Origin of the sequence: Hephaestia mangrovi, from assembly GCF_019880555.1 — a bacterium.
Lineage (GTDB): Bacteria > Pseudomonadota > Alphaproteobacteria > Sphingomonadales > Sphingomonadaceae > Sphingomonas > Sphingomonas mangrovi.
Genome location: NZ_JAINVU010000002.1, coordinates 373515 through 395853, shown reverse-complemented (window position 1 = coordinate 395853; position 22339 = coordinate 373515). Strand labels below are relative to the sequence as shown.

Annotated in this window: 16 protein-coding genes and 2 tRNA genes; 7 read left to right on the top strand and 11 right to left on the bottom strand. The window is 64.1% G+C overall.

Translation table 11 applies throughout. The features are described from left to right. Positions 1-5: 5 nt before the first annotated feature. Entirely contained in the window at positions 6-2387 is a 2382-nt protein-coding gene (locus tag K7G81_RS05785) for a glycoside hydrolase family 127 protein (RefSeq protein WP_223029790.1), read from the bottom strand. 318 nt (positions 2388-2705) lie between these two features. On the opposite strand from K7G81_RS05785, the gene K7G81_RS05780 reads away from it, so the two are divergent. The 4 genes from K7G81_RS05780 to K7G81_RS05765 all read left to right on the top strand — a co-directional run bounded on the left by K7G81_RS05780 (position 2706) and on the right by K7G81_RS05765 (position 10676). Further along, positions 2706-5696 (top strand): TonB-dependent receptor domain-containing protein, encoded by a 2991-nt coding sequence (locus K7G81_RS05780; RefSeq protein ID WP_223029789.1) that lies wholly within the window; start codon positions 2706-2708, stop codon positions 5694-5696. Positions 5697-5777: 81 nt separating this feature from the next. Further along, complete coding sequence (locus K7G81_RS05775; RefSeq protein ID WP_223029788.1) at positions 5778-7385, top strand: DUF5597 domain-containing protein; 1608 nt, start codon at positions 5778-5780, stop codon at positions 7383-7385. Positions 7386-7522: 137 nt separating this feature from the next. Then, positions 7523-9280 (top strand): DUF885 domain-containing protein, encoded by a 1758-nt coding sequence (locus K7G81_RS05770; protein WP_223029787.1) that lies wholly within the window; start codon positions 7523-7525, stop codon positions 9278-9280. A 10-nt stretch (positions 9281-9290) separates the two neighbouring features. Further along, the gene (locus K7G81_RS05765; RefSeq protein WP_223029786.1) at positions 9291-10676 is read left to right on the top strand and encodes a peptide MFS transporter; all 1386 of its coding nucleotides are present in this window, start codon (positions 9291-9293) and stop codon (positions 10674-10676) included. Positions 10677-10769: 93 nt separating this feature from the next. Here K7G81_RS05765 and K7G81_RS05760 read toward each other — a convergent pair. Then, positions 10770-10846 (bottom strand) — tRNA-Arg (locus tag K7G81_RS05760). A gap of 82 nt (positions 10847-10928) precedes the next feature. On the opposite strand from K7G81_RS05760, the gene K7G81_RS05755 reads away from it, so the two are divergent. After that, positions 10929-11432, top strand: a complete 504-nt coding sequence (locus tag K7G81_RS05755; RefSeq protein WP_223029785.1) for a hypothetical protein — start codon at positions 10929-10931, stop codon at positions 11430-11432. 4 nt (positions 11433-11436) lie between these two features. Here the strand turns inward: K7G81_RS05755 and K7G81_RS05750 are convergent, their stop codons facing one another. The 3 genes from K7G81_RS05750 to hemB are packed head-to-tail and all read right to left on the bottom strand — an operon-like array spanning position 11437 to position 13474. Next, positions 11437-11964: a GNAT family N-acetyltransferase gene (locus K7G81_RS05750; RefSeq protein ID WP_223029784.1), complete on the bottom strand. Its 528-nt coding sequence runs from the start codon at positions 11962-11964 to the stop codon at positions 11437-11439. Then, the gene (locus tag K7G81_RS05745; protein WP_369412041.1) at positions 11961-12488 is read right to left on the bottom strand and encodes a GNAT family N-acetyltransferase; all 528 of its coding nucleotides are present in this window, start codon (positions 12486-12488) and stop codon (positions 11961-11963) included. The genes K7G81_RS05750 and K7G81_RS05745 overlap by 4 nt, the downstream gene beginning before the upstream one ends. Next, positions 12485-13474 carry a porphobilinogen synthase gene (hemB, locus tag K7G81_RS05740; protein ID WP_223029782.1) on the bottom strand — a complete coding sequence of 330 codons (990 nt, stop codon included), beginning with the start codon at positions 13472-13474 and terminating at the stop codon, positions 12485-12487. The genes K7G81_RS05745 and hemB overlap by 4 nt, the downstream gene beginning before the upstream one ends. A gap of 62 nt (positions 13475-13536) precedes the next feature. Here hemB and K7G81_RS05735 point away from each other — a divergent pair, with 62 nt between their 5' ends. Further along, on the top strand, positions 13537-14430 hold the full coding sequence (locus tag K7G81_RS05735) for a diacylglycerol/lipid kinase family protein (RefSeq protein ID WP_223029781.1): 894 nt from the start codon (positions 13537-13539) through the stop codon (positions 14428-14430). Between the two features lie 105 nt (positions 14431-14535). On the opposite strand, the gene K7G81_RS05730 is transcribed toward K7G81_RS05735, so the two are convergent. The 6 genes from K7G81_RS05730 to K7G81_RS05705 form a co-directional block, all read right to left on the bottom strand. Then, positions 14536-17376 carry a valine--tRNA ligase gene (locus K7G81_RS05730; protein WP_223029780.1) on the bottom strand — a complete coding sequence of 947 codons (2841 nt, stop codon included), beginning with the start codon at positions 17374-17376 and terminating at the stop codon, positions 14536-14538. 98 nt (positions 17377-17474) lie between these two features. After that, positions 17475-18059 carry a hypothetical protein gene (locus K7G81_RS05725; RefSeq protein ID WP_223029779.1) on the bottom strand — a complete coding sequence of 195 codons (585 nt, stop codon included), beginning with the start codon at positions 18057-18059 and terminating at the stop codon, positions 17475-17477. A gap of 87 nt (positions 18060-18146) precedes the next feature. Next, positions 18147-19343: a retropepsin-like aspartic protease family protein gene (locus K7G81_RS05720; RefSeq protein ID WP_223029778.1), complete on the bottom strand. Its 1197-nt coding sequence runs from the start codon at positions 19341-19343 to the stop codon at positions 18147-18149. A gap of 4 nt (positions 19344-19347) precedes the next feature. Further along, on the bottom strand, positions 19348-19827 hold the full coding sequence (locus tag K7G81_RS05715; protein WP_223029777.1) for a DUF2497 domain-containing protein: 480 nt from the start codon (positions 19825-19827) through the stop codon (positions 19348-19350). Between the two features lie 32 nt (positions 19828-19859). Next, entirely contained in the window at positions 19860-21365 is a 1506-nt protein-coding gene (locus K7G81_RS05710; RefSeq protein ID WP_223029776.1) for a TolC family outer membrane protein, read from the bottom strand. Between the two features lie 23 nt (positions 21366-21388). Continuing rightward, the gene (locus K7G81_RS05705) at positions 21389-22057 is read right to left on the bottom strand and encodes a protein-L-isoaspartate O-methyltransferase family protein (protein ID WP_223029775.1); all 669 of its coding nucleotides are present in this window, start codon (positions 22055-22057) and stop codon (positions 21389-21391) included. A gap of 198 nt (positions 22058-22255) precedes the next feature. On the opposite strand from K7G81_RS05705, the gene K7G81_RS05700 reads away from it, so the two are divergent. Then, positions 22256-22329 (top strand) — tRNA-Cys (locus tag K7G81_RS05700). The last annotated feature ends 10 nt before the right edge of the window (positions 22330-22339 follow it).

Below are 22339 nucleotides of genomic sequence, written 5' to 3'. Positions count from 1 at the left end.
CCGCGCTACGCCTGAGTACCGGCCCCGGTTTTCGGCGTGTAGATCCGCACGCCGAAGACAGGGCCGGCGGTCTTGCCGTCCTCGGGCTGGAACTTCACTACCACCGACCGCTTGCCCTCAGTCAGCTTCTCCGGGATCGGATAGTCGACGTCGAAGAATTCGCCGGGCTTGTTGCCCTCCAGCGTCTGCGTGGCGATCGGCGTGCCGTCGACCAGGATGGCGAACTGGCGCTTGCGCTCGTCGCCCCAATAGGTCGCCTGCAGGATCAGCGGGCCGGGCCGCACCTTCATGGTGAATTCGAAATAGCCGCCGGTTCGCGCGTCACGTCCCTTCCGCCCGCGATAGGTGACCGGATAGGAAATGTCCGATTGCAGATTGTGGTCGCGCTCGGCCTGCATCTCGCCGAGGTGCATGATGTCCACCGACCGCGCGGCGAGATCGCGCAGCCGCTCCTGCTCGGCGCGATAGGCGACCTGCGCCTTGGCCCAGCCGTCATCGGTGAAGCGGCGGAAATAGACCGCGCTGCGCCGCTCGTAATTGGCGTAGAACGGCCCGAACGCCATGTCGTTGGGCCGGCCGATCCCCTGCGTCCGATACGTCGCCTCGCTCGGCGAGACCGGCTTGAACGCAGCCACCAGATCGCTGCCGACCAGCGCCGGCGCGTCGCCTTCCCAATCCTTGTCGGCCGGGCCGAGATCGGCGGCGAGCACCATCGGCCCGCGCAGCGCGGCGACCACATTGTCGTCGCCCTCGGTCGGCTCCAGCCGGATCTCCATCGGAATGTCGAGCATTACCACGTCGCCCGCCTGCCAGCGGCGATGGACGATCGCATAGCCCTTGTCGCGCAGCACCGGCGCCGGCTTGCCGTTGACCGAGACGGTCGTGCCCGGCGCCCAGGCGGGAATGCGCAGCGCCACCGCGAACGGCTTCGCACTGCCGAGCTTGCGCACCGTCATCGCCACCTTGCCGTCATAGGGATAGCCGGTCGCCAGCTCGAAATCGGCGCCGCGCGCCTGCCAGTGCGCGGTCGCAGGGATGAACAGGTTGACGAAGACAGTGTCGCCCCCCTTCCCTTCCCAGAAGATCGAATCGCCGTGCTTGGCGTGGCTCTCCATGCCGGTGCACACGCAACACCAGAAATCGTCGAACGGCGTCGACCAGTCGCGCTTCGTGCCCGACATCATCGGCGTCATATAGGTGAACATGCCCGTTGCCGGATTCTGCTGCGCGAGAATGTGGTTGAGATGGGTGCGCTCGTAATAATCGAACACCGCGCCATCCGGCGCCCACGCAAACATATGCCGGCTGAGCTTGAGCATGTTGTAGCTTGAACAACCTTCGCAGGTCTGCTCGGTGATGTGCCTGGCGATGGCATCGGGCTCGAAGAAATATTCGCGATCGCCATTGCCGCCGATCACGAAACTATGGTGATGCACCACCCTGTCCCAGAAGAAGCGCGCCGCGACACCGGTCATCGCATCGCCGGTCACCTCATGATAGCGCGCGACGCCGATCACCTTCGGAATCTGCGTGTTGGAATGGAGATACGGCAGAATGTCCTTCTGCTGCTCCAGCGGATCGAGGACCGCCTTGTGATAGAAACGCTCGGCGAGCCGCCGCCAGCGCGGATCGCCGGTGCGTGCGTAAAGGTCGGTGAAGCTCTCGTTGATGCCACCGAACTCGCAGGCGAGCACCTCCTGCATCTGCGCCTCTGTCAGCCCGCCGGTAATGCCGTCGATATAGCCGGCGAGCCCGGTGGCGATCACCAGCGCCTGACGGCGTCCGAGATGCTTGTCCACGTCGAGCAGCCCGGCGAACACCTTGTGCAGATTGTAGAAGGGCGACCAGGCGCCGTTGAGATCGAACCCGCCCGAGCGGATGTCGCCGGCCTTGATCTCGGGGAAAATCTCCTTGCCGTCGACGATCGTGCCGTCCTTGCGCTTGCGCATGAAGCCGGCGACATAGCCGTCGCCCTGCGCCGCCTGCACCTCGGCAAGTTGCGCCAGGATATAATCGATGCGCGTCGCCGCTTCGGCATCGCCGGTCTGCGCGTGGAGCAGCGCCAGCGCACTCAGATAATGTCCGAGCGCCTCGCCCGCGATCGTCTCGCCTTCCCAGCCGCCATAGAGCGCGCCTTTGGGCTCCAGCCCCGCGAACTTGCGGTAATTGTGCAGCAACCGGTCGGGCTCGAGCCGCATCAGATAGGCGCGATTGGCGTGGACGGCATCGAGGAACGGCGATGGCTTCAGACGCACTGCTTCGAGCGCAAGGGGCTGCGCACGATCGGGCAAGACGCGCATAGTGGCCGCACGAGCCGTCACGTCGGAGAACCCGGCCGCAATCGCTATGGCGCCGACGCCGCCCAGCAAATGCCGACGATCGATCATGGTGAGATCCATTTTCTCTAAACTCCCGATCTGTCTCGCCATGCATTATACGGTATACGTATAATGCACAATATATCGGCCGCCCACAACGCAGCCCTTTCGCTCCGATTCGCGCGAATCGCCTGTGTCAAACGCGCCACATTTACTCAGGCAATATGTTTTCGCTCTCGCGCCGGCGCCGCGCAACCCAACTGCAACCGATTGGAAACAGGCGGGTAACATTTGTATGACGGATATCGTATAAAATATTTGATAATCGCGCCGAACCATGTTCTTCTCTTTCCGCCACCAAACACAACATCACAGAGGGGGTTTGAGATGACGGGGATTCTCAATGCGAGGAATTCATTGCTCAACAGCGCGGGCCTCGCACTCGTTGCCGCAATGCTGGCGACGCCGGCCCATGCGCAAAATAACGCGGGCAGCCAGCCGGCAGCCGATGCGGCTGATGCAGGTGCACCACAGGCTGATAATCCAGGGCAGGACATCATCGTTACCGGCACGCTGATCCGGCGACCAAACCTGAAGAGCAACAGCCCGATCACGGTCGTCGACAGCAAGGAGTTCCAGTACCAGGGCTCGACCGCAGTAGAGGACACGCTGAACAGGCTTCCCCAATTCACGCCGGATGCAAACAGCAATGTGTCCAACGGATCGGACGGCACCGCCAACATCAATCTCCGCAACCTCGGCTCGAACCGCGTACTGACGCTGATCAACGGCAAGCGACTGCTGCCGAGCCAGGCGATCGACCTCAACTTCGTGCCCGCCTCGCTGATCGATCGCGTCGATGTGCTGACCGGCGGGGCGTCGCTGGTATACGGCGCCGACGCCGTGTCGGGTGTCGTCAATTTCGTCCTGAAGGACAATCTCAATGGCGCGCGGGTCGACGCGACCTACGGCTTCTATCAGCACAATAACGACGACCAGACACTGCGCGATCTCGTCTCCAATAGCGGCTACGATGTTGCACCCAAGAGCGTGACCGACGGCGACACGTACGAGATAAACGCTGCGATCGGCACCGACTTCGCGGACCATCGCGGTAACGTCACGATGTTCGTCGGCAACCGCCATTCGAACCCGGTCCTGGAATCGTCACGCGACGTGTCCGCCTGCGCGCTGGATCCTGCCGATGACGCAAACAGCACGCTACGCTGCGGCGGATCGAGCAACAATCAATATGGCCTGTTCACGCTGCTGAGCGGCCCCAACAAGGGTGAAACGCTGGTCAACGCCAAGGATGGCAGCAAGAGCTGGGTACCGTATGACAGCTCGTTTGCGTACAATTATGCGCCGACCAACTATTTCCAGCGGTCGGACAACCGCTATACCGCCGGCGCTTTCGCGCATTACGATATTTCGGACCTTTTCACGCTCTATGGCAGTGTGATGTTCATGGACGATCATACCTGGTCGCAGGTCGCCCCATCGGCAATCTGGCAGGGAACGACGTTCAAGATCAACTGTGACAACCCGCTGATGAGCGCGTCGCAGGCAACGACATTGTGCGGCAGCGACGCCGGCACGCCAACCACCGAGAACGTGTTCATCGGATATCGCCCGACCTCGGATGGCAGCTCCCCGCGGCGCGATGACTTGCGCCACACCGATTACCGCATCACCGCCGGCTTGCGCGGCAAGCTTGCCGAAGGAATCACATACGATTTCAGTGCGCTACGGTCACAAGTCGTTTACGACGAAAGCTACAAGAACGACATCGATCAGACACGCGCGGCGAATGGCCTTCAGGTCTCCAACGTCGATGGCACGCCAACCTGTCAATCGGTGATCGACGGCAGCGATCCCAATTGCGTGCCGGTCGACGTGTTCGGTTACGGCACCATCTCCGACGCGGGCTACAACTATCTCTACGTGCCCAGCTATACGCATGGCACATACAAGGAGTTGGTACTCAACAATACAGTCAACGCAGATCTCACGAGCTACGGCATCGTCAGCCCCTGGGCATCCCAGGGCCTCGCGGTCGCCATTGGTGCGGAGCATCGCGAGGAATATCTCGATTTTCAGGCTGATGAAGTCGCGCAGTCGAAGGGCACGACCAACTCGCACGGCACGATCGACGTGACCGAAGTGTTCACCGAACTCAACGTACCGATCGTCGAGAACGTGCCGCTCATGCACGAACTCAGCATCGATGGTGGCTTCCGTTATTCGCGGTACAAGAACAAGGGCACGGTTTCGGAGTCGAGCTACAAGGCCTCAACCTACAAGTTTGAGTTCAACTATGCGCCGACCAGCGATATCCGCTTCCGCGCCAGCTACAATCGCGCGGTGCGCGCGCCCAATATCGCTGAACTGTTCCAGTCGCAGGGCGTGGGCAACGTCTCGTCGCAAGATCCATGCTCGGGCGCCAACCCGACGGCGAGCGACCCGAACGCAACGCTCGAGGCCTGCGAGGCAAGTGGCGTCACCGCGGCACAATATGGCAGCATTCCGGAATGTCCGGCAGCGGTCTGCGTCCAGCAATATGGCGGCAATCCCGACGTGAAGCCCGAGAAGGCGGACACCTACACGATCGGCGCGGTGTTCACGCCGACTTTCGTGCCATCGCTGTCGCTGTCGATCGATTATTACAATATCAAGGTAAAGGATTACATCAGCTCGATCGATGCAAACCTGATCATCAAGCAGTGCATCGACAGCAACAATCCCTTCTTTTGCAACCTGTTCCATCGCGACCCGCAATCGGGCGTGCTGTTCGGCACGGATGGTTACGTCATCGCGACGACGCAGAACACGGGCTATCTCAAGACCGACGGTCTGGATATCAACGGCAATTACACCTTGGGATTGGGCAGTTCCGGCAATCTGAACTTCGATTTCGTCGGCACTTATCTCTTCCACGAAATCACCGAACCGCTGCCGGGGCTGGGCACCTATGACTGCGCGGGTCTTTATGGTCCAAGCTGCGGGCAGCCGAACCCGCACTGGCGGCATACCTTCCGCATGACGTGGCAGATGCCATGGTCGCACGCCACGCTGTCGATCAACTGGCGCTACAAGGGTGCGACCGAGATCACCAGCAACCAGACCAATTCGCTGCTGGCCGGTACCAACTACATCTACGGTGCCAAGATCAAGGCGTATAACTATTTCGATCTTGCCGGAACAGTGAAGGTGCTCGACGGCGTGTCGCTGCGTGCCGGCATCAACAACATCTTCGACAAGGATCCGCCGGCGCTATACGAAGGCCAGAACAACGTATACGGCAACGGAAACACGTTCCCGGGCTATTACGATGCGCTCGGCCGCCATATCTTCTTCGGCCTGACCGCCGAATTCTGAGGCGCATCGGCATTTTCCACCGAACCTGACCTGGGGCCGCCTGAAACAGCGGCCCCATTTTTTCCAGGGAGACGCAAGCGAATGACATATGCCGCGGCGCTGGGGATGGCCGTCGCCATGACCATCCCCAACCCTTTATCGGCCGCGGTCCACAGCGCCGCTCGGCCGGCTAATGGCGGCACGATCCCGCGCCTCGTCACCCATAACGGGCATTTCACCCTGATGGTCGACGACAAGCCGTTCTTCATTCTGGCGGCACAGTTGCACAATTCGAGCGCCTGGCCGCAAATGCTCGACCGATCGTGGCAGTCGGTCGAAGCGCTCCATGCCAATACCGTCGAGGCGCCGGTCTATTGGGAACAGTTCGAGCCTTCCCCCGGCCATTTCGATACCACCAATATCGATGCGCTGATCGCCAAGGCGCGCATGAGCGGCAAGCGCCTGATCCTGCTGTGGTTCGGCACGTGGAAAAACGGGCAGATGCAATATGCGCCCGAATGGATAAAGGCCGACGCCAAAACCTATCCGCGCCAGCTCGATGAGCACGGCCAGCCGCTCGGCGATCTTTCCACCTTCGCCCCGGCCACGCTTCAAGCGGACAGCCACGCCTTCGGCGCGCTCATGGCGCACCTCAGGAAGGTTGATGGCGCCCGCCATACCGTCATCATGGTTCAAGTCGAGAACGAGCCCGGCACGATCGGCGCGGTGCGCGATCACAGCCCGGCGGCCAATGCGGCGTTCAATGGCCCCGTTCCCGCCGCCATCCAGCAGCGCGTCGGCGGCAGGGCCGGTACCTGGAGCCAGCTATTCGGCGCCGATGCCGAAGAAATGTTCAACGCCTGGGCCAATGCCCGCTACATCAACGCCGTCGCCGCGGCCGGCAAGCAGGTCTATCCGTTGCCGATGTATGTGAACTGCTGGCTGCGCTACAAGGACAAGCGCTATCCGGGCATGGACTATCCGAGCGGCGGCGCGACCTACAATGTGTTCGACGTCTGGCGCGCGGTCAGCCCGTCGATCGACTTGATCGGCACCGATCTCTACACCACCGACGCGACCGAGTTCCGCAAGGTGCTCGCGCAATATCACCGCCCCGACAATCCCTCCTGGATTTCGGAGACCGGCTTCGATCCGAAGACCGCACCCTTCCTCTATTACATCCTGGCGAATGACGGCATCGGCTTCTCGATCTTCGGCATCGACAACCCGCCCTCCGACGCGCAGGCCAAGGCCATTGATGCGCACGCGCGCAACTACGCGCTGCTCGGCTCGATCGATAGCTTGCTCGCCCAGGCAATGGCTGATGGGCAGCTAAAGGCGGCGGTCGAGGCATTGGGCGAGCCGCGCCAGACGCTCGATTTCGGCGACTGGCGAGTGACGCTGTCATTCGGCCCGCCGCCATGGGGCGAATCGCCGGCGATCATTTCCAACTCGCCCGACGTGGACGGCCGCGCGCTGGTGATCCGGCTCGATCAGCAACACTTCCTCGTCACCGGCACCGACGTGCGCGTCGAGTTCGCCCGCGCCGCCAGGGACGGTCGGCACGGCCAGTTGCTGCGTGTCGAGGAAGGCAAATATGTCGGTGACACCTGGCAACCGCAGCGCTGGCTCAATGGCGACGAGGTCGATTACGGAATCAATTTCCACAAGGAAAGCCGCCTCGTCCGCGTGAAGGTCGGCGCTTATTAAGCAGCGACGTCCACTGGCGCGGCGCGGTACGCGGTTGATGTGATACGGTTATACGGTATACGACAAGAGTGATTTCGGATGGGAGGACACGAATCTTGAAACGGTCGATCATCATGGGAATAGCAGGCATCATCGTCATGGCTGCCACCGCCCCCCCGGCCGTCGCCCAGGATCACCCCGCCTGTTCGTGCGCACCGGCGCAACCCGAAAACGCCGAAGATGCGCGCTTCAAATCGATCTACTCAGCTGAATGGGATTGGCGCCAGCATCAGTTCGCGGACGATGAGGACAATCCCAGTTCGCACGTCAGCGCCGATCTGCCCGATGTATCGCAAGCCGCGCAGGAAAAGCGCCTGGCCTATTGGCAGCAGGTGATGAGCCAGCTCGATCAGCTTGACCGCGCCAAGCTGTCGCAAGCCAATCAGGTCAATTACGATGTCTACAAGGCGCAGATCGCCGTTCTGATCAACCAGCAGAAATTCAAGGACTATCAGCGCCCGCTCAATGCCGATACCTCGTTCTGGGGTGATCTCGCCGGCACTGCACGGCGAACGTTCACTACCGAGCAGGATTATCGTAACTACGTTTCGCAGCTCAATGAATTTCCGCGCTATTTCGCGCAGGAAATCGCTAATATGCGCGCCGGTTTGGCGCGAGGCTTCACCCCGCCCAAGATCACCCTGCAGGGCCGCGACGACACGGTGACTTCGGTGATCGACGTCACCAAGCCCGAAGACAGCATTTTCTACAAGCCGTTCGAGAAGATGCCCACCAGCATCCCGGCTGCAACCCAGGCCGCTCTGCGCGCCGATGGCGCCAAGGCGATCGAGCAATCGGTGATCCCCGCGCACAAGACGCTGCTGACGTTCCTGCGCGACGATTACATCCCCCACGCGCAACCCTCGATCCACGCCTATGACCTGCCCGACGGCAAGGCCTATTACCAGGCGAAGATCAAGGAATTCACCACGCTCGACATGACACCCGAGCAGATCCACCAGCTCGGCCTCGATCAAGTGGCGACGATCCACGCCGAAATGCTGCAGACCATGAAGGATGCCGGGTTCAAGGGGACGTTCCCCGAGTTCCTGCACTTCCTGCGCACCGATCCGCAATTCTACGCCAAGACCCCGCAGGAATTGCTCGAGGACGCCGCCTGGATCGCCAAGGACTTCGATGGCGTCGCGGCAAAATGGTTCGGCCACCTTCCGCGCCGCCGCTTTGCGATCGTGCCGGTGCCGGCCGATATCGCGCCCTATTACACCAGCGGCAGGGGCGGCCCCGGCGTATACCTCGTCAATACCTATGATCTACCGTCGCGGCCGCTTTATGCGCTGCCCGCGCTCACCTTGCATGAAAGCGCGCCCGGTCACGCCTTCCAGATGCCGCTTGCCGCCGAGAACAAGGATCTGCCCGCGTTCCGGCGCGATACCTACATTTCGGCCTATGGCGAGGGCTGGGCGCTCTATTGCGAATATCTTGGCCAGGAGATGGGCATCTACAAAACGCCTTATCAGCGCTTCGGGATGCTGAGCTACCAGATGTGGCGCGCCGCGCGCCTGGTGGTCGATACCGGCATCCACACGATGGGCTGGACTCGCGAGCAGGCGCAGCAATATCTACACGACAACACCGCGCTCGCCGATCACGAGATCCAGACCGAGGTCGATCGCTACATCGCCTGGCCGGGACAGGCGCTGTCCTATTATCTCGGCGAGATGGCGATCCGCCAGGATCGCGCCAAGGCCGAGAAAGCGTTGGGACCGAAGTTCAACATCCGCGCTTTCCACGATACCGTATTGCAGATGGGATCGGTGCCCCTGCCTGTGTTGAATGCCCGGATCGACCGCTTCATCGCCGATGGCGGAGTCGGTCCCTATCCCGACGAGGAATAAGGAGAAACGCTTGGCCGCCACCGCGATCGCCGCATCGACCAACGACACCGGCTTCCTCGGCCACCCCAGGGGCCTCGCCTATCTCGCTTTCACCGAGGCATGGGAGCGGTTCTCCTATTACGGCATGACCTCGCTGCTGGCGCTCTACATGGTCCAGCAATTGCTCACGCCGGGCCATGCGGAGAACGTGTTGGGCCTCGGCATGCTCCGCCATTTGTTCGAGGTGCGCGGGCCGATCGGCAATCAGGCCTTCGCTTCGCTGATCTTCGGTTGGTATTCGGGGCTGGTCTATTTCACGCCCGTATTGGGCGGGCTGATCGCCGATCGCTGGCTGGGTGCGCGCCGTACGGTCGTGATCGGCGCGTTGCTGATGAGCGCCGGGCACCTCGCGATGGCGTTCGACGCGAGCTTTCTCGTCGCGTTGGTATTGTTGATCTGCGGGTCGGGTTGCCTGAAGGGCAACATCTCCGCGCAAGTCGGACGACTCTATCCGGCCGAGGATGAATCCTGGCGGACGCAGGGCTACACGATCTTTTCCGCCGCGATCAACATCGGCGCGGTGCTGGGGCCGATCGGCTGCGGCGCGATCGCCGCCGCTTATGGCTGGCATTACGGGTTCGGGCTGGCCGGCGCGCTGATGATCCTCGCGCTGTGCATCTATCTCGCCGGCCAGCGCTACTTTCCCGAAGGGCGTGTAGCGGCGAAAAGCCATCATTTCCCGCCGATGACGCCCGCCGAACGCACGCGCACCTGGATGCTCGTGCTGGTGATCCTGCTCACCGTGCTGCCCAACATCGCCTATCCGATGATCTGGAACATTGGCATCGTCTGGGTCAACGGCCACGTATCGCTGGCAACGCCATGGGGCGAGGTGCCGGCGAGCTGGTTCAATTCGGTCGATGCCTTCGCCAGCATCGTCGCGGTGCCGCCGCTCGTCGCATTGTGGCGCTGGCAGGCGAAGCGCGGCCGCGAGCCCGGCGATATCGGCAAGATCGGGCTGGGATCGATGCTGACGGGCGTCTCCGCCTCGGTCATCACGCTCGGCTGCATCCTCACGCCTGCCGGCAGCCGCGTCGCGGTTTATTGGCCGCTGCTATCCTTTGCCGGCATGGGCGTCGCTTTCCTTTATTTCTGGCCGGTGCTGCTCGCGCTGATTTCGGAGGCCGCGCCCCCCAAGATGAACGCGACGCTGATGGGCGGTGCGTTTCTCTCGCTGTTTCTGGGCTCAGTGCTGATGGGCTGGGTCGGCAGCTTCTACAGCGAGATGACGCCGGCGATGTTCTGGGCTCTCGACGCGGCAATCGGCTTTGCCGGAGGCGTATTGATCCTCGCCCTCAAATCACCGATCTCGCGAGCGCTATCGACAACGGATGACCATTCCGTGGCCTTGCCCTAATCCCGCAATGCCTTGAACGAATTCGCAAAGTCGGAATGCTCCACCGCCAAAAACGAAAACCCCCGCCAAGTCGTTGAACTTGGCGGGGGTTTTTGGCGCGCCCGGAACGATTCGAACGTCCGACCCTCAGATTCGTAGTCTGATGCTCTATCCAGCTGAGCTACGGGCGCTTGGGAGTGGCGGACATAGAAGCGGATTCGGTGGAGCGCAAGCCCATTGCGCAGATTGTTTGCGGTCCATAGATCGCAGGCCATGGATCGCCCGCTTCTCGTGCCGTTGGCCGCGCTCGCCCTGCTCGCCGGCTGTGCCCAGCAAGGCAGCGATTTCCCATCGCTCGCGCCCCGCCCCATCGAGCGGATGGGGGAAGCGCCGACCACGCCGGCGCCGGCCCCCGTGGCGACACCTGATGCCGGTCTCGACGAACGGCTGGCGGCGCTCGGTAAGCAGCTTTCCGCCGCCGATTCCGCTTTCACCGCCGCTGTCCCCCGTACGCGCGATCTCGTCACGGCCACGGCCTCTTCCGGAATCGGCAGCGACGCCTGGCTCGACGCGCAGACCGCATTGGCCGAGCTCGATGGCATCCGTGCCGAATCGACCGCCGCGATGAGCGCGCTGGACGAACTCGCCATCGCCCGCGCCAATGCGCTCGAACCCGCCTATCCGGCGCTCGACAGCCTCCATGACAAAGGCGAGGCGCAGGTCGCCGCCGAGAGCGCGACGATCGCCGATTTGCAGAAGCGCATTCCCGGCAGCTGATCGCTCAGCCGGGCCGCGCGATCCGGTAGAGAATGTGCCGCTTGAGCGGGCTGCCGTCGGGCACGTTGGGATGGTCGAAATCGCCGTCCGCCACCCGCACCATGCCGAGCCGCTCCATCAGGCCCCAGCTTCGCGTGTTGGCGGGAACGGTGATCGCCACGATTTCGGCCGCGCCGAGCATCCGCCATCCCCAGTCGAGGCAAGCCGCGGCGGCTTCGCGGGCATAGCCCTGGCCCCAGAATGGCCTGCCGAAGCGCCAGCCGATCTCGATCTCGCCGTCGATCGGCGGACTGCCTGGCTTCAGCCCGCAAAAGCCGATCAACGCGGCATCGTCACGCCGCTCGACCGCCCAGAAACAATAACCATGCGTCGCCTGCATCGCCCGCATGCGATCGATTGCGGCATCAGTATCGGCCCGCGATTGCGGCGGGCCGAGGAAGCGCATCACCTCAGGGTCGCGGCACATCGCATGAAAGGGCGCGCGGTCGCCGTCGTGCCACGGGCGAATGACAAGGCGATCGGTGTCGATCATGGCCTGGCGATCGCATAGGTCACCGTCCGCCGCAGCGGATCGCCGGGTTCGAACGCCGGATGATCGAAATCGCCGTCCGGAACCCGTTCCATGCCGATCCGCTCCATCAGCCGCTGGCTCTTGAGATTGCGCGCCGCGGTGATGGCGACGATCCGCTGCTCGGCAAGGGTCGCCCAGGCCCAACCGAGGCTCGCCATCGCCGCCTCGCGGGCATAGCCCTGCCCCCAATAGGGCTGCGCGAACATCCAGCCGACCTCGACCAGCCCGGCGATCGGCGAACCCGGATTGCCGCGCTTGAGCCCGCAAAAGCCAATCACCCGGCCGTCCTCGCGCCGCTCGACGACATTGAAGCCGAGCCCTTCGTGGCGATAACTGTCGTGCCGGGCGAGCGTCGCGTCGGCCTTCTCGCTATTCATCACCGGGCCGAGATCGGCCATCACCACCGGGTCCGCCCACATCGCATGCAGCGCCGCGCGATCGCCGGCCAGCGGTACGCGCAGGATCAGGCGCTCGGTTTCGATCACGCGCCGAGCAGCCGCGCCGCGTGCGCGGCATGATAGGTCAGCACGCCCGAGCATCCGGCGCGCTTGAACGCCAGCAGGGTTTCGAGCACCAGCGCGTCACGATCACCGGCGGCGGATGCTGCCGCCGCCTCGATCATCGCATATTCGCCGGATACCTGATAGGCGAACACCGGCACCTCGAACCGCTCCTTCACCCGGGTGACGATATCGAGATAGGGCAGGCCCGGCTTGACCATCACGCTGTCGGCGCCCTCGTCGAGATCCAGTTCGACCTCGCGCAGCGCCTCCTGCCAGTTGGCGGCGTCCATCTGGTAGGTCATCTTGTCGCCCTTGAGCAGCCCGCGGCCGCCGACCGCGTCGCGGAACGGGCCGTAGAAGCCGCTGGCGTATTTGGCGGCGTAGGACATGATCTGGACGTTGACGAACCCCTCGCTTTCCAGCGCCTCGCGGATCATGCCGATGCGGCCGTCCATCATGTCCGAAGGTGCGATGATATCGGCACCGGCCCGCGCCTGGTTGAGCGCCTGCCCGACCAGCATTTCGGCGGTGGCGTCGTTCAGGACATAGCCGGCCTCGTCGAGCAGCCCGTCATGGCCGTGGCTGGTATAGGGATCGAGCGCGACGTCGGTGAGCACGCCGACCTCGGGCACGGTGTCCTTCAGCGCCTCGATCGCCTGGCACATCAGGTTATCGGGGTTGAGCGCTTCCGCCCCGTCGTCGCTGCGGCGATCGGGCTGGGTATAGGGGAACAGCGCGACACACGGAATGCCGAGATCGCGCGCCTCGCGCGCGCGCGCGACGATGCCGTCGACCGACCAGCGCGAGACGCCGGGCAGGCTGGCGATCGGCTGCTCGAGGCCCTCGCCTTCGACCACGAACAGCGGCCAGATCAGGTCGGCGGGCGTCAGGACGGTTTCGGCATGGAGGCGGCGGCTCCAGGCGGCAGCGCGAGTGCGACGGAGGCGAAGCGCGGGATAGTGGCTCATGCGCGTTCATTGGGCCGCAAGTGCCGATGGTGCAAGCGCCGCGAGCGGGCTAAGCGGTGGTGATGAAAGAGGACACGCAAATTCGGTCGGCGGCAATGATCGTCAACGCGCAATCGCGCAAGGGCCGCGACCTGTTCGATCATGCCTGCGCGCAGATGAAGGACCTGCCCTTCCCCGTCGACGCGCATGCGGTGGCCGATCCGGCGCAGCTCGACATCACCATGCGCGCCGCGCTCGCAAAGAAGCCGGACCTGATGATCCTCGGCGGCGGCGACGGGACGATCAGCGGGCTGGTCGATCATCTCGTCGGCACCAACACCGCGCTGGCGGTGCTGCCGCTCGGCACCGCCAACAGCTTCGTGCGGTCGCTCGGCATCCCGCTCGATATCGACGGCGCGATCGAGGTGATCCGCAGCGGACGATTACAGCGCATCGACCTCGGCAAGATCGACCATGATTATTTCGCCAATTGCGCAGCGATCGGTATCTCGCCGCAGATCGCCGGGACGGTGCCGCATGGGCTGAAGCGCTATCTCGGGCGGTTCGGCTATGCCGGCTGGGCGGTGCTGCAATATGCGAAATTCCGACCATTCACGCTGAGCGTCGATGACGGCACCGGCGAACGGACTCTACGAGCACTGGAGGTGCGGATTTCCAACGGCCGCTTCCAGGGCGGCACCGAACTGGTCGACGCCGCCAGCGTGACGTCCGGCGAAATCGTCGTGCAGGCGGTGACCGGGCATTTCAAGCGTCGGCTGCTCAAGAACTGGGCGGCAAGCATCCTGCGGCTCGACGCGCGACATGACGATGTCGTCGATTTCACCGGCACCCGGCTGCGCATCACCACCGTGCCGCCGCTGCCGATCTCGATCGACGGCGAGGTGCTCGCGCGCACCCCGGTAATCGCCTCGATCGCGGCCGGCGTGATCGAGGTGATGGTACCCGCCGATCGATAGCCGCGCCCCGCACCGTCATTGCGAGCGGAGCGAAGCAATCCAGAGCTACCGTGCGGTCCCCTGGATTGCTTCGTCGCTAACGCTCCTCGCAATGACGGCGGTAAGTCAGCCCAGCCGCGCGAGCGCCGCTTGCAGTCGATCGGCCTCGGCGGCCTTGTCGGCATGGTCGGCGCGGGCCTTTTCGACCGCCTCGGGCTTGGCGCGCTCGACGAAATTCGGGTTGGCGAGGCGCGCCGCAAGCGCATCCCGCTCCTTCGCCGCCGCCTCGATCGCCTTGGTGAGCCGGGCGCGTTCGGCGTCGAGGTCGATGATGCCCTCAAGCGACAGTGCGTAGGTCAGGCCATCAACCACGATCTGAGCAACGGCCCCGTCGAGCGAAAAATTGCCCGCGCTCACCCATTGGACTCGCGCCAGTCGGCACAACGTAGCTTCCTGTGCGCTCATCCGGCCGCCAGCCTGAGCCACGACGTCTCGATCGTTGGTTATGAGATGGAGCGGCACTCTCGCCCCCGGCGGTACGTTGAGTTCGGTCCGTGCGGTGCGCAGGTCGGAGACGAGGCGAATCAGGCAGTCAATCTCCCTCACCGCCTCCGCATCGAGCGCGCGGGCATCCGCCTTGGGCCATTGCGCGACGATCAGATCGTTCTGCCGCTCACCTAGCGCGTGCCACAGTTCCTCGGTGATGAACGGCATGAACGGGTGGAGCAGCACCAGGATCTGGTCGAGCACCCAGCCGGCGACCGCCTTGGTCTCGTCGTCGATCTGGCCCTTGATCAGCTCCAGATACCAATCGCAGAAGCGGCTCCAGGCGAATTGGTAGATCGCGTTTGCAGCGCCGTCGAAGCGATAGTCGGCGAGCGCGAGATCGACCGCCTGGATCGTCTCGACCGTCTCGGCGATGATCCATTTGTTGACGGCGTGGGCCGCCGCCGGCGCGTCGAGGGTTGTGCTGGCGCCGATGCCGTTGGCCTGGCAGAAGCGTGCGGCGTTCCACAGCTTGGTGGCGAAGTTGCGATAGCCGGCGACGCGGCTTTCATCCATCTTGATGTCGCGGCCCTGGCTCTCCATCGCCGCCATGAAGAAGCGCAGCGCATCGGCGCCATATTGGTCGATCAGCCCGAGCGGATCGACGGTGTTGCCCTTCGATTTGGACATCTTGGCGCCGTCGGCGGCGCGGACGAGGCCGTGCAGGTAGAGCGTGTGGAACGGCACGTCGCCGAGGAAGTGCAAGCCCTGCATCATCATCCGCGCATCCCAGAAGAACAGGATGTCGAAGCCGGAAATCAGCACGTCATTGGGGTAGCGACGCTGCCATTCGGGCTGATCGCCCTCGGGCCAGCCCATCGTCGCAAACGGCCACAGCGCGGAGGAGAACCAGGTGTCGAGGACGTCGCCATCCTGCCAAATTGCGACTTCAGATTGAGGGTCAAAGTCTGGAGATAGCAGCAGGGCATCCGCTGCTCGCTCATCCTCGCAAAGACGAACGCGCCGGTTGCCGACCTTCTCCCGATAATACTCCTCGAAAGCACGAACGGCCTCGTCCGCGGTTAGGCACACCCGAACTTCATCAAGGATGTTGCCGGAGTTTTCCAGTCCATCCAGTTTTTGAAAACTATAAACGGTGTCAGCTAAGCTCGTGCCGGCCCTTTCCTGCTTCGAAAACGCGCGCGGCCCATACCAAACCGGAATCCGGTGCCCCCACCACAATTGCCGCGACACGCACCACGGCTGGATGTTCTCCATCCAGTTGAAGAAGGTCTTTTCCCAGGTCTTGGGGACGATCTTGATCTTGCCCGAGCGCACCGCCTCGATCGCCGGCTTGGCGAGCGTCGCGGCGTCGACATACCATTGGTCGGTCAGCCACGGCTCGATCACCACGCCCGAGCGGTCGCCATAAGGCGTCTGGATCACGCGATCCTCGATGCGGACCAGCGCACCGGCTTCGTCGAGCAGCTTGACCACGCGGTCACGCGCCTCGAACCGGTCGAGACCGATGAGGTCGGCGGGGATCAGGCCATCGGCGGTCTGCGTCACTTGCGCCTTGGCATCGAGCATGTTGAGCATCTCGGCCGGCTTGAATCCGGCGCGCTTGCCGACTTCGAAGTCGTTGAAATCATGCCCCGGCGTGATCTTGACCGCGCCCGATCCGAGTTCGGGATCAGCATGCTCGTCGGCGACGATCGGAATCTCGCGCCCCGTGATCGGCAGCTTGACCGTCTTGCCGATCAACGCGGTGTAGCGCGCGTCGGTGGGATGGACGGCGACTGCCATGTCGGCAAGCATGGTTTCGGGGCGCGTGGTCGCAACCTCGATGAAGCCGGAGCCGTCGGCCAGCGGGTATTTCAGATGCCAGAACTTGCCCTGCACCTCGCGCGTCTCGACCTCGAGGTCGCTGATCGCGGTGCCGAGGCCCGGATCCCAATTGACCAGCCGCTTGTCGCGGTAGAGCAGGCCTTCGTTATAGAGATCGACGAACACCTTGAGGACGGCCTTGGAGAAGCCCTCGTCCATCGTGAAGCGCTCGTTCGCCCAGTCCATCGAACAGCCGAGGCGGCGGAGCTGCTGGGTGATCTGGCCGCCGCTCTCGCGCTTCCAGTCCCACACCTTCTCGACGAATTGCTCTCGCGAATAGTTGGTGCGCTTGTCCTGCTTCTCAGCCATCTGGCGCTCGACCACCATCTGCGTGGCGATGCCGGCGTGATCGGTGCCGACCACCCACAGCGCATCCTTGCCTTGCAGGCGCGCGTGGCGGACGAGGATGTCCTGCAGCGTGTTATCGAGCGCATGGCCGATATGCAGGCTGCCCGTGACGTTGGGCGGCGGATTGACGATCGTCCATGGCTCGGCGTTCGGGCGATCAGGGTGAAACTGGCCGGTCTCCTCCCAATGGGCGTACCAGCGGTTCTCGAGTTCGGCGGGGCTGAAGGTCTTGGGCAGCTCGGTCATGCGAGCGGCCTTAGCGAGGCTGCGCGCAAAGGAAAAGCGGCGGGTGTCGCCCGCCGCCTCCTAAGCCAAACCCGTGAACAACAGTCGCGCCGCGCGAGTCAGATCGTATTCGGGTCGACCGGCTTGTTCGCGATCGGCTTGGTCTCCACGGCCTTAACCGTCCTCGCCGGCGCCACGCCGTCGGCGACCGCTGGCGTCACCTTGGCGTTGTCGCATGTGCCCGCGCTGGTACGGATCACCTGCGGCTGATCGCTCGATCCGTTCGAGGTCATCCGCACGGTCTGCGTGCAGCCGTTGCTGCTCGTCGTCGACACATAGGAATAGCTGACCGTCCCGCCCGGCACCGTCTTCATATCGGCATGCTGCAGCGGCACGGCGGTGGCGGGCAGTCGCGCCATCATCGCCGCCTGCTGCATCATCGCATCCGCCCGGGCGTCCATCGCGGCCATCATCCGGTCCATCGCCGCGAAGCCGGGATCGACCATAGCCACCGGCACCGCGCGCACCGCGACCGGCACGAAATGCACCTGCGGCGGCGTGTCACCGACGTAGCGAACCTTGGCGATCGTTCCATCGGGCATCGCCACATTCATGACATGGACCGCATGTTCCGCTGCCACCGCGGTTCCGGCCAACGCGACCGTCGCGAACCCGCCGAGCAGAACCTTCGACATCAAGCGCATGAAAACACCTCCGGCATGATGAATCAGGGAGCCGCAATGCTAGGAAAACGAAGCTGAACGCGCGATGACCGGCGAGCAATCGGTTGGTCAGGACGCCAGTGGTGCGGCGCTCACCCGCATCCGGTCGAAATCAAGGGCCAGTTCGCCCAATTGCCGAATCGCATCGTCGCCGATGCGTGCCGCGCCTTCCTTGTCCTGCTCGATGATCGATACGTCGGTCAGCGTCACCGGCGCACCAGCGAGCTTGATCGTCAGTTTCGGCAACACCTTGTGGCGCGTCGCGACGACGCCGCCCGCCCCGCCGATCCGCCGGTCGTGCGTCACCGCGGCGCGTTCCTGCGCGCGGCTCAGCAGGGCGTGGCCGGCGGCGCGCAAATAGCTGGCGTTGGCACCGCTATCGAGGTGCGCGCCGCGCGTGCCCCGCGCCGTGGAGATCGGCACGCCCACCCCTTCCTCGTGCCAATAGAGCCGCGGCGCATCCGCGGGCACCGCCGGCGCGTCATCGCCCAGCGCCAGCTCGCTCGCGCCGTCCAGCCATGCTACCCGGTGGAACGCGGCAAGCGCCGGCAATCCCAGGATCGCCGGGATCGTCGGCAAATCCGCAATGGTCAGTTGGGCATCGGGCAGCACCAGCACCGGTAGATTCTCCACCGTCGCGCCGCCGATCGACAGCGTATCGATCACCCCCATCCGGCCCTGCACCGGCGCCGTGGTCGTGCCGACCTGCACATTGCCCGTCAGCATCCGCACCTCAATGCGATCGGCGACCGATTGCGACACCACCGAAACCTCGGCCCCGCTATCGATGAACCACGGTAAGGCGAAACCATCAACGACGACACTAGCGCTGCGGCTGCCGAGCTTGTTCGGCATCAGCGGCACCCTTGCCGATCCGATCGCGCGCACTGGCGGCAGCCCCTGCAACGCCCGCGCCATCGCGATATCGTCATCGGCCTCGCCCCTGGGGGCAACCGTCGCTTCGCTCGTGCAGGCGTGCAGTGCCGCTTCGTACCAACCGCGCAGGCCGTAATCGCTGCACAGCCGGTGCCACATTGCCGCACGGTCGACCGCCGCGCCATGGGCATTGGCGGCAAGCCAGCGCTGGATCGCAGCGTCAGCCCCCGCCTCGCCGAATTGCGAACGGCGCAGCAAGGAAGCTACCACCCCCTTGGGCGGTGCGGCGTAGGGGTCGGGGAGCGGCGGCAGCGAGGGCGTGCTCGCCGCGATCAGCCAGGGGAGCAGAACCAGCCTGCCGAAGCGGCTCGCCCGTCTCCCCGAGGGCACGCCGTCAGCTGGCCTGGCCGGTGATCCGGGCGATTTCGCGGGCGACCATCTGTTCCACCATCGCGGGCAGATTGGCGTCGAGCCAGTCGCGCAGCATCGGCTTCAACATCTCACGAACCAGCCCTTCCAGCGTGTCGGTGCCGGTCGTCTCGGGCTTGACGATCATCCGCGACAGCGCGTCGAGCGCGCCGCGGCTCAATTCGGCCGTCTGACGCGACAGGATGTCGTCTTCGGCGCGCGGCGCCTTCTGGCTCGGCTTGGCGGCAGGCACGGGATCGCTCAGCTCCAGGATTTCGTCGTCATCGTCGTCATGCTCGTCGACCGCCGCCGGCGCGGAAACGGCGGCGGCACGCTCGGCGAGCGCTGCGGGCCGGATCGGCTTCTTCTGGCGCGGCGCGGGCGCGGCGTCGCCCTCCTCGGCAATGATCCGCTTGATCGAGGACAGGATATCCTCCATCGACGGTTCGGCGCTTACATCCCCCATCGGCAACCTCGTCCGCATTACGGTTAACGACCTCAACCGCCGGTAACTGCGGGATTTGGTACCCCGCTGTCAATGGGCGAATCGAGGGTGGGCACTGCCGATTCGTGGACGTCGGCGCCCTGGGTCGGCGTATTGGCCGTGCCGGTGGCGACCGGCTTGGGCGTCGGATCCTCGTCCCAATCCCACATCTTGTGGTTGACGCGATTGAAGTTCGCCAAGGGGTTGTAGAGGCCGCCGCTGGCGAGCCCCAGGTCTTTCGCCTCGGCATGGCCCATCGACGCCAACAGCGCGAAGCCCGCGACATAAGCGTCCCGCTGCGCCGAAACGAGCGTCACCTGCGAATTGAGCAATTCCTGCTCGGCATTGAGGATGTCGAGAATCGTCCGATTACCTACGCTGTTCTCGGCACGCACGCCTTGCAGCGACAGCCGGTTGGCATCGACCGCGACCTGCGACGACTTGATTACCTGCTCAGCCGCCTGCCACGCTGCGAAATTCGAGCGCGCATCGTCGATCACCTGCCGCTCGGCGCCGGTCGCCTGCTCGATCGCCTGGCTCTGATAAGCCTGCGCCTGGCGCACCTCGGCGGCCGGACGCCCGCCCTGATACAGCGGGACGGTCAGCCGCACGCCGGCCTCGGCCGACTTGCCCGAATTGGGCGAACGGCCAACCTCGCCGGCGCCCTGCAACGTGCCGAGATAATTGAAATAAGTGCCGCTCCCGAACAGGCTCAATTTGGGCAGCCGATCAGCACGCGCGGCCTTGACGTCGTAGCCATAGGCATCGCTGGTCTTCTGTGCCGCCAGCAGCGTGGGGTTGTCGTCGAGCGCGATCTGCACCGCCTCTTCCGGGCTGCGCGGCAGCAGCGGCAGCGCCGGCGGCGGCTCCAGCTCGCCCGGCGGCGTCCCGATCAACCGCACGTAATTCTCGCGGCTGGCGATCAGGTTGGATTGCGCGGTTTCGAGGTCGCTGCGCGCCTGGGCCAGTCGCGCTTGCGATTGCGCGACGTCGGTCTTGGTCAGGTCGCCGACCTGGAAACGATCGTTGGTCGCCTTTAGGTTGACTTCGAGCACATGGACGTTCTGCGCGTTCAGGCCGACAATAGCCTCGTCGCGGATCACGTCCATATAGGCGCCGACCACGGCGGTGAACAATTCGGCTTCGGTCTCGCGCAGGTTCGCCTGCCCCGCCTCGACCCGCGTCTTCGCCGCCTTGATCGAATTGCGCACGCCCCCGCCCGCATAGATCGGCACTGATATTTGCGGCGATACGGTGAGCGATCGTGACGGCGCCAGATAGGCATTGGCGCCCTTCACCACGTTCTCGGTATAGTCGGTCTCAACATTCGCGCTCGGCAAGCCGTTGGCGCGCGCCAGCGGTACCGATTCGTCCAGCGCGCGCTGGCCGGCCCGGGCGCCGGTGATTGTCGGGTTGCTGTCATAGGCCTGCCGCAGCGCCTGCTGCAGCGTCTCGCCGAAAGCGGGCGATGCGAAAACCGTCGCCAGAGCGGCGCCGCCGAGAACGATGGATCGAATCATAGGCGGCGCTCGTGTCTCTCTCGTCAGAAGGTAAAGGTCTTGGGGCGCGTGAAACCGGGCAGCGAAACGCAATCCACATCGGCAAAGGTCGTCAGCCCGAACCCGCCGGCACTACGCACGCCCGCGGCCAACCGCGTCACGCCGCGATCCTCGATTCCGGTCACGACGCGCCCGCCCGGCTGGACCTGATCGATCAACGCCTGCGGCAGATGCTCCACCGCGCCATCGACGACCAGCAGGTCGTAAGGCGCCTGCTTCGGCGCGCCCGTGGCGAGATCGGCCTCGATCAGCTCGACATTCGAATAAGCCGAAAGCGCGGTCCGCGCGAGCGTCGCCAGCGCGGGATCGCTCTCAACCGCAACGACGTCCCTGGCAAGCAGCGCCAGCACAGCGGCGGCATAGCCCCCGGCAGCGCCGATCAGCAGCACATGATCGGTCGCGCGCACCTGCGCCTGAGTCAGCAGCTTGCCCGTCGCGATCGGCAGATTGGCCGCGCGCCCGTGCGCGATCGGCACGGCCGTGTCACGATAAGCAAGCGTGCGCTGGTTCTCGGGCAGGAAGTCCTCTCGCGGCACCCGCGCCATCGCCGAGACGACGCGCGGATCGCTGACCGCGTTGGTGCGCAGTTGGCTCGCCACCATCGCTTCGCGCATCCGCGTGAAATTCACCGTATCGATCGTCGCTTCGCTCATCTTGCCTGCCTTTGTCGCACAACTGTTATAGTCATGCAATACACTGTTTGTCTCGACCGGCTTCTATCGCGACACCCCTGCCCCGCCAAGCTTCCTTTGTCTCTCGATGTCGGCTTGCCCGCACCGAACCGCCTATAACCGCAAAATTCCTGCACGATGGTTGACACGAGGCCTGCCTCCGCGCATCTGCGCCGCTCCGGCCCGATGGCGGAGTGGTTACGCAGAGGACTGCAAATCCTTGCACGCCGGTTCGATTCCGGCTCGGGCCTCCAATATTCGATT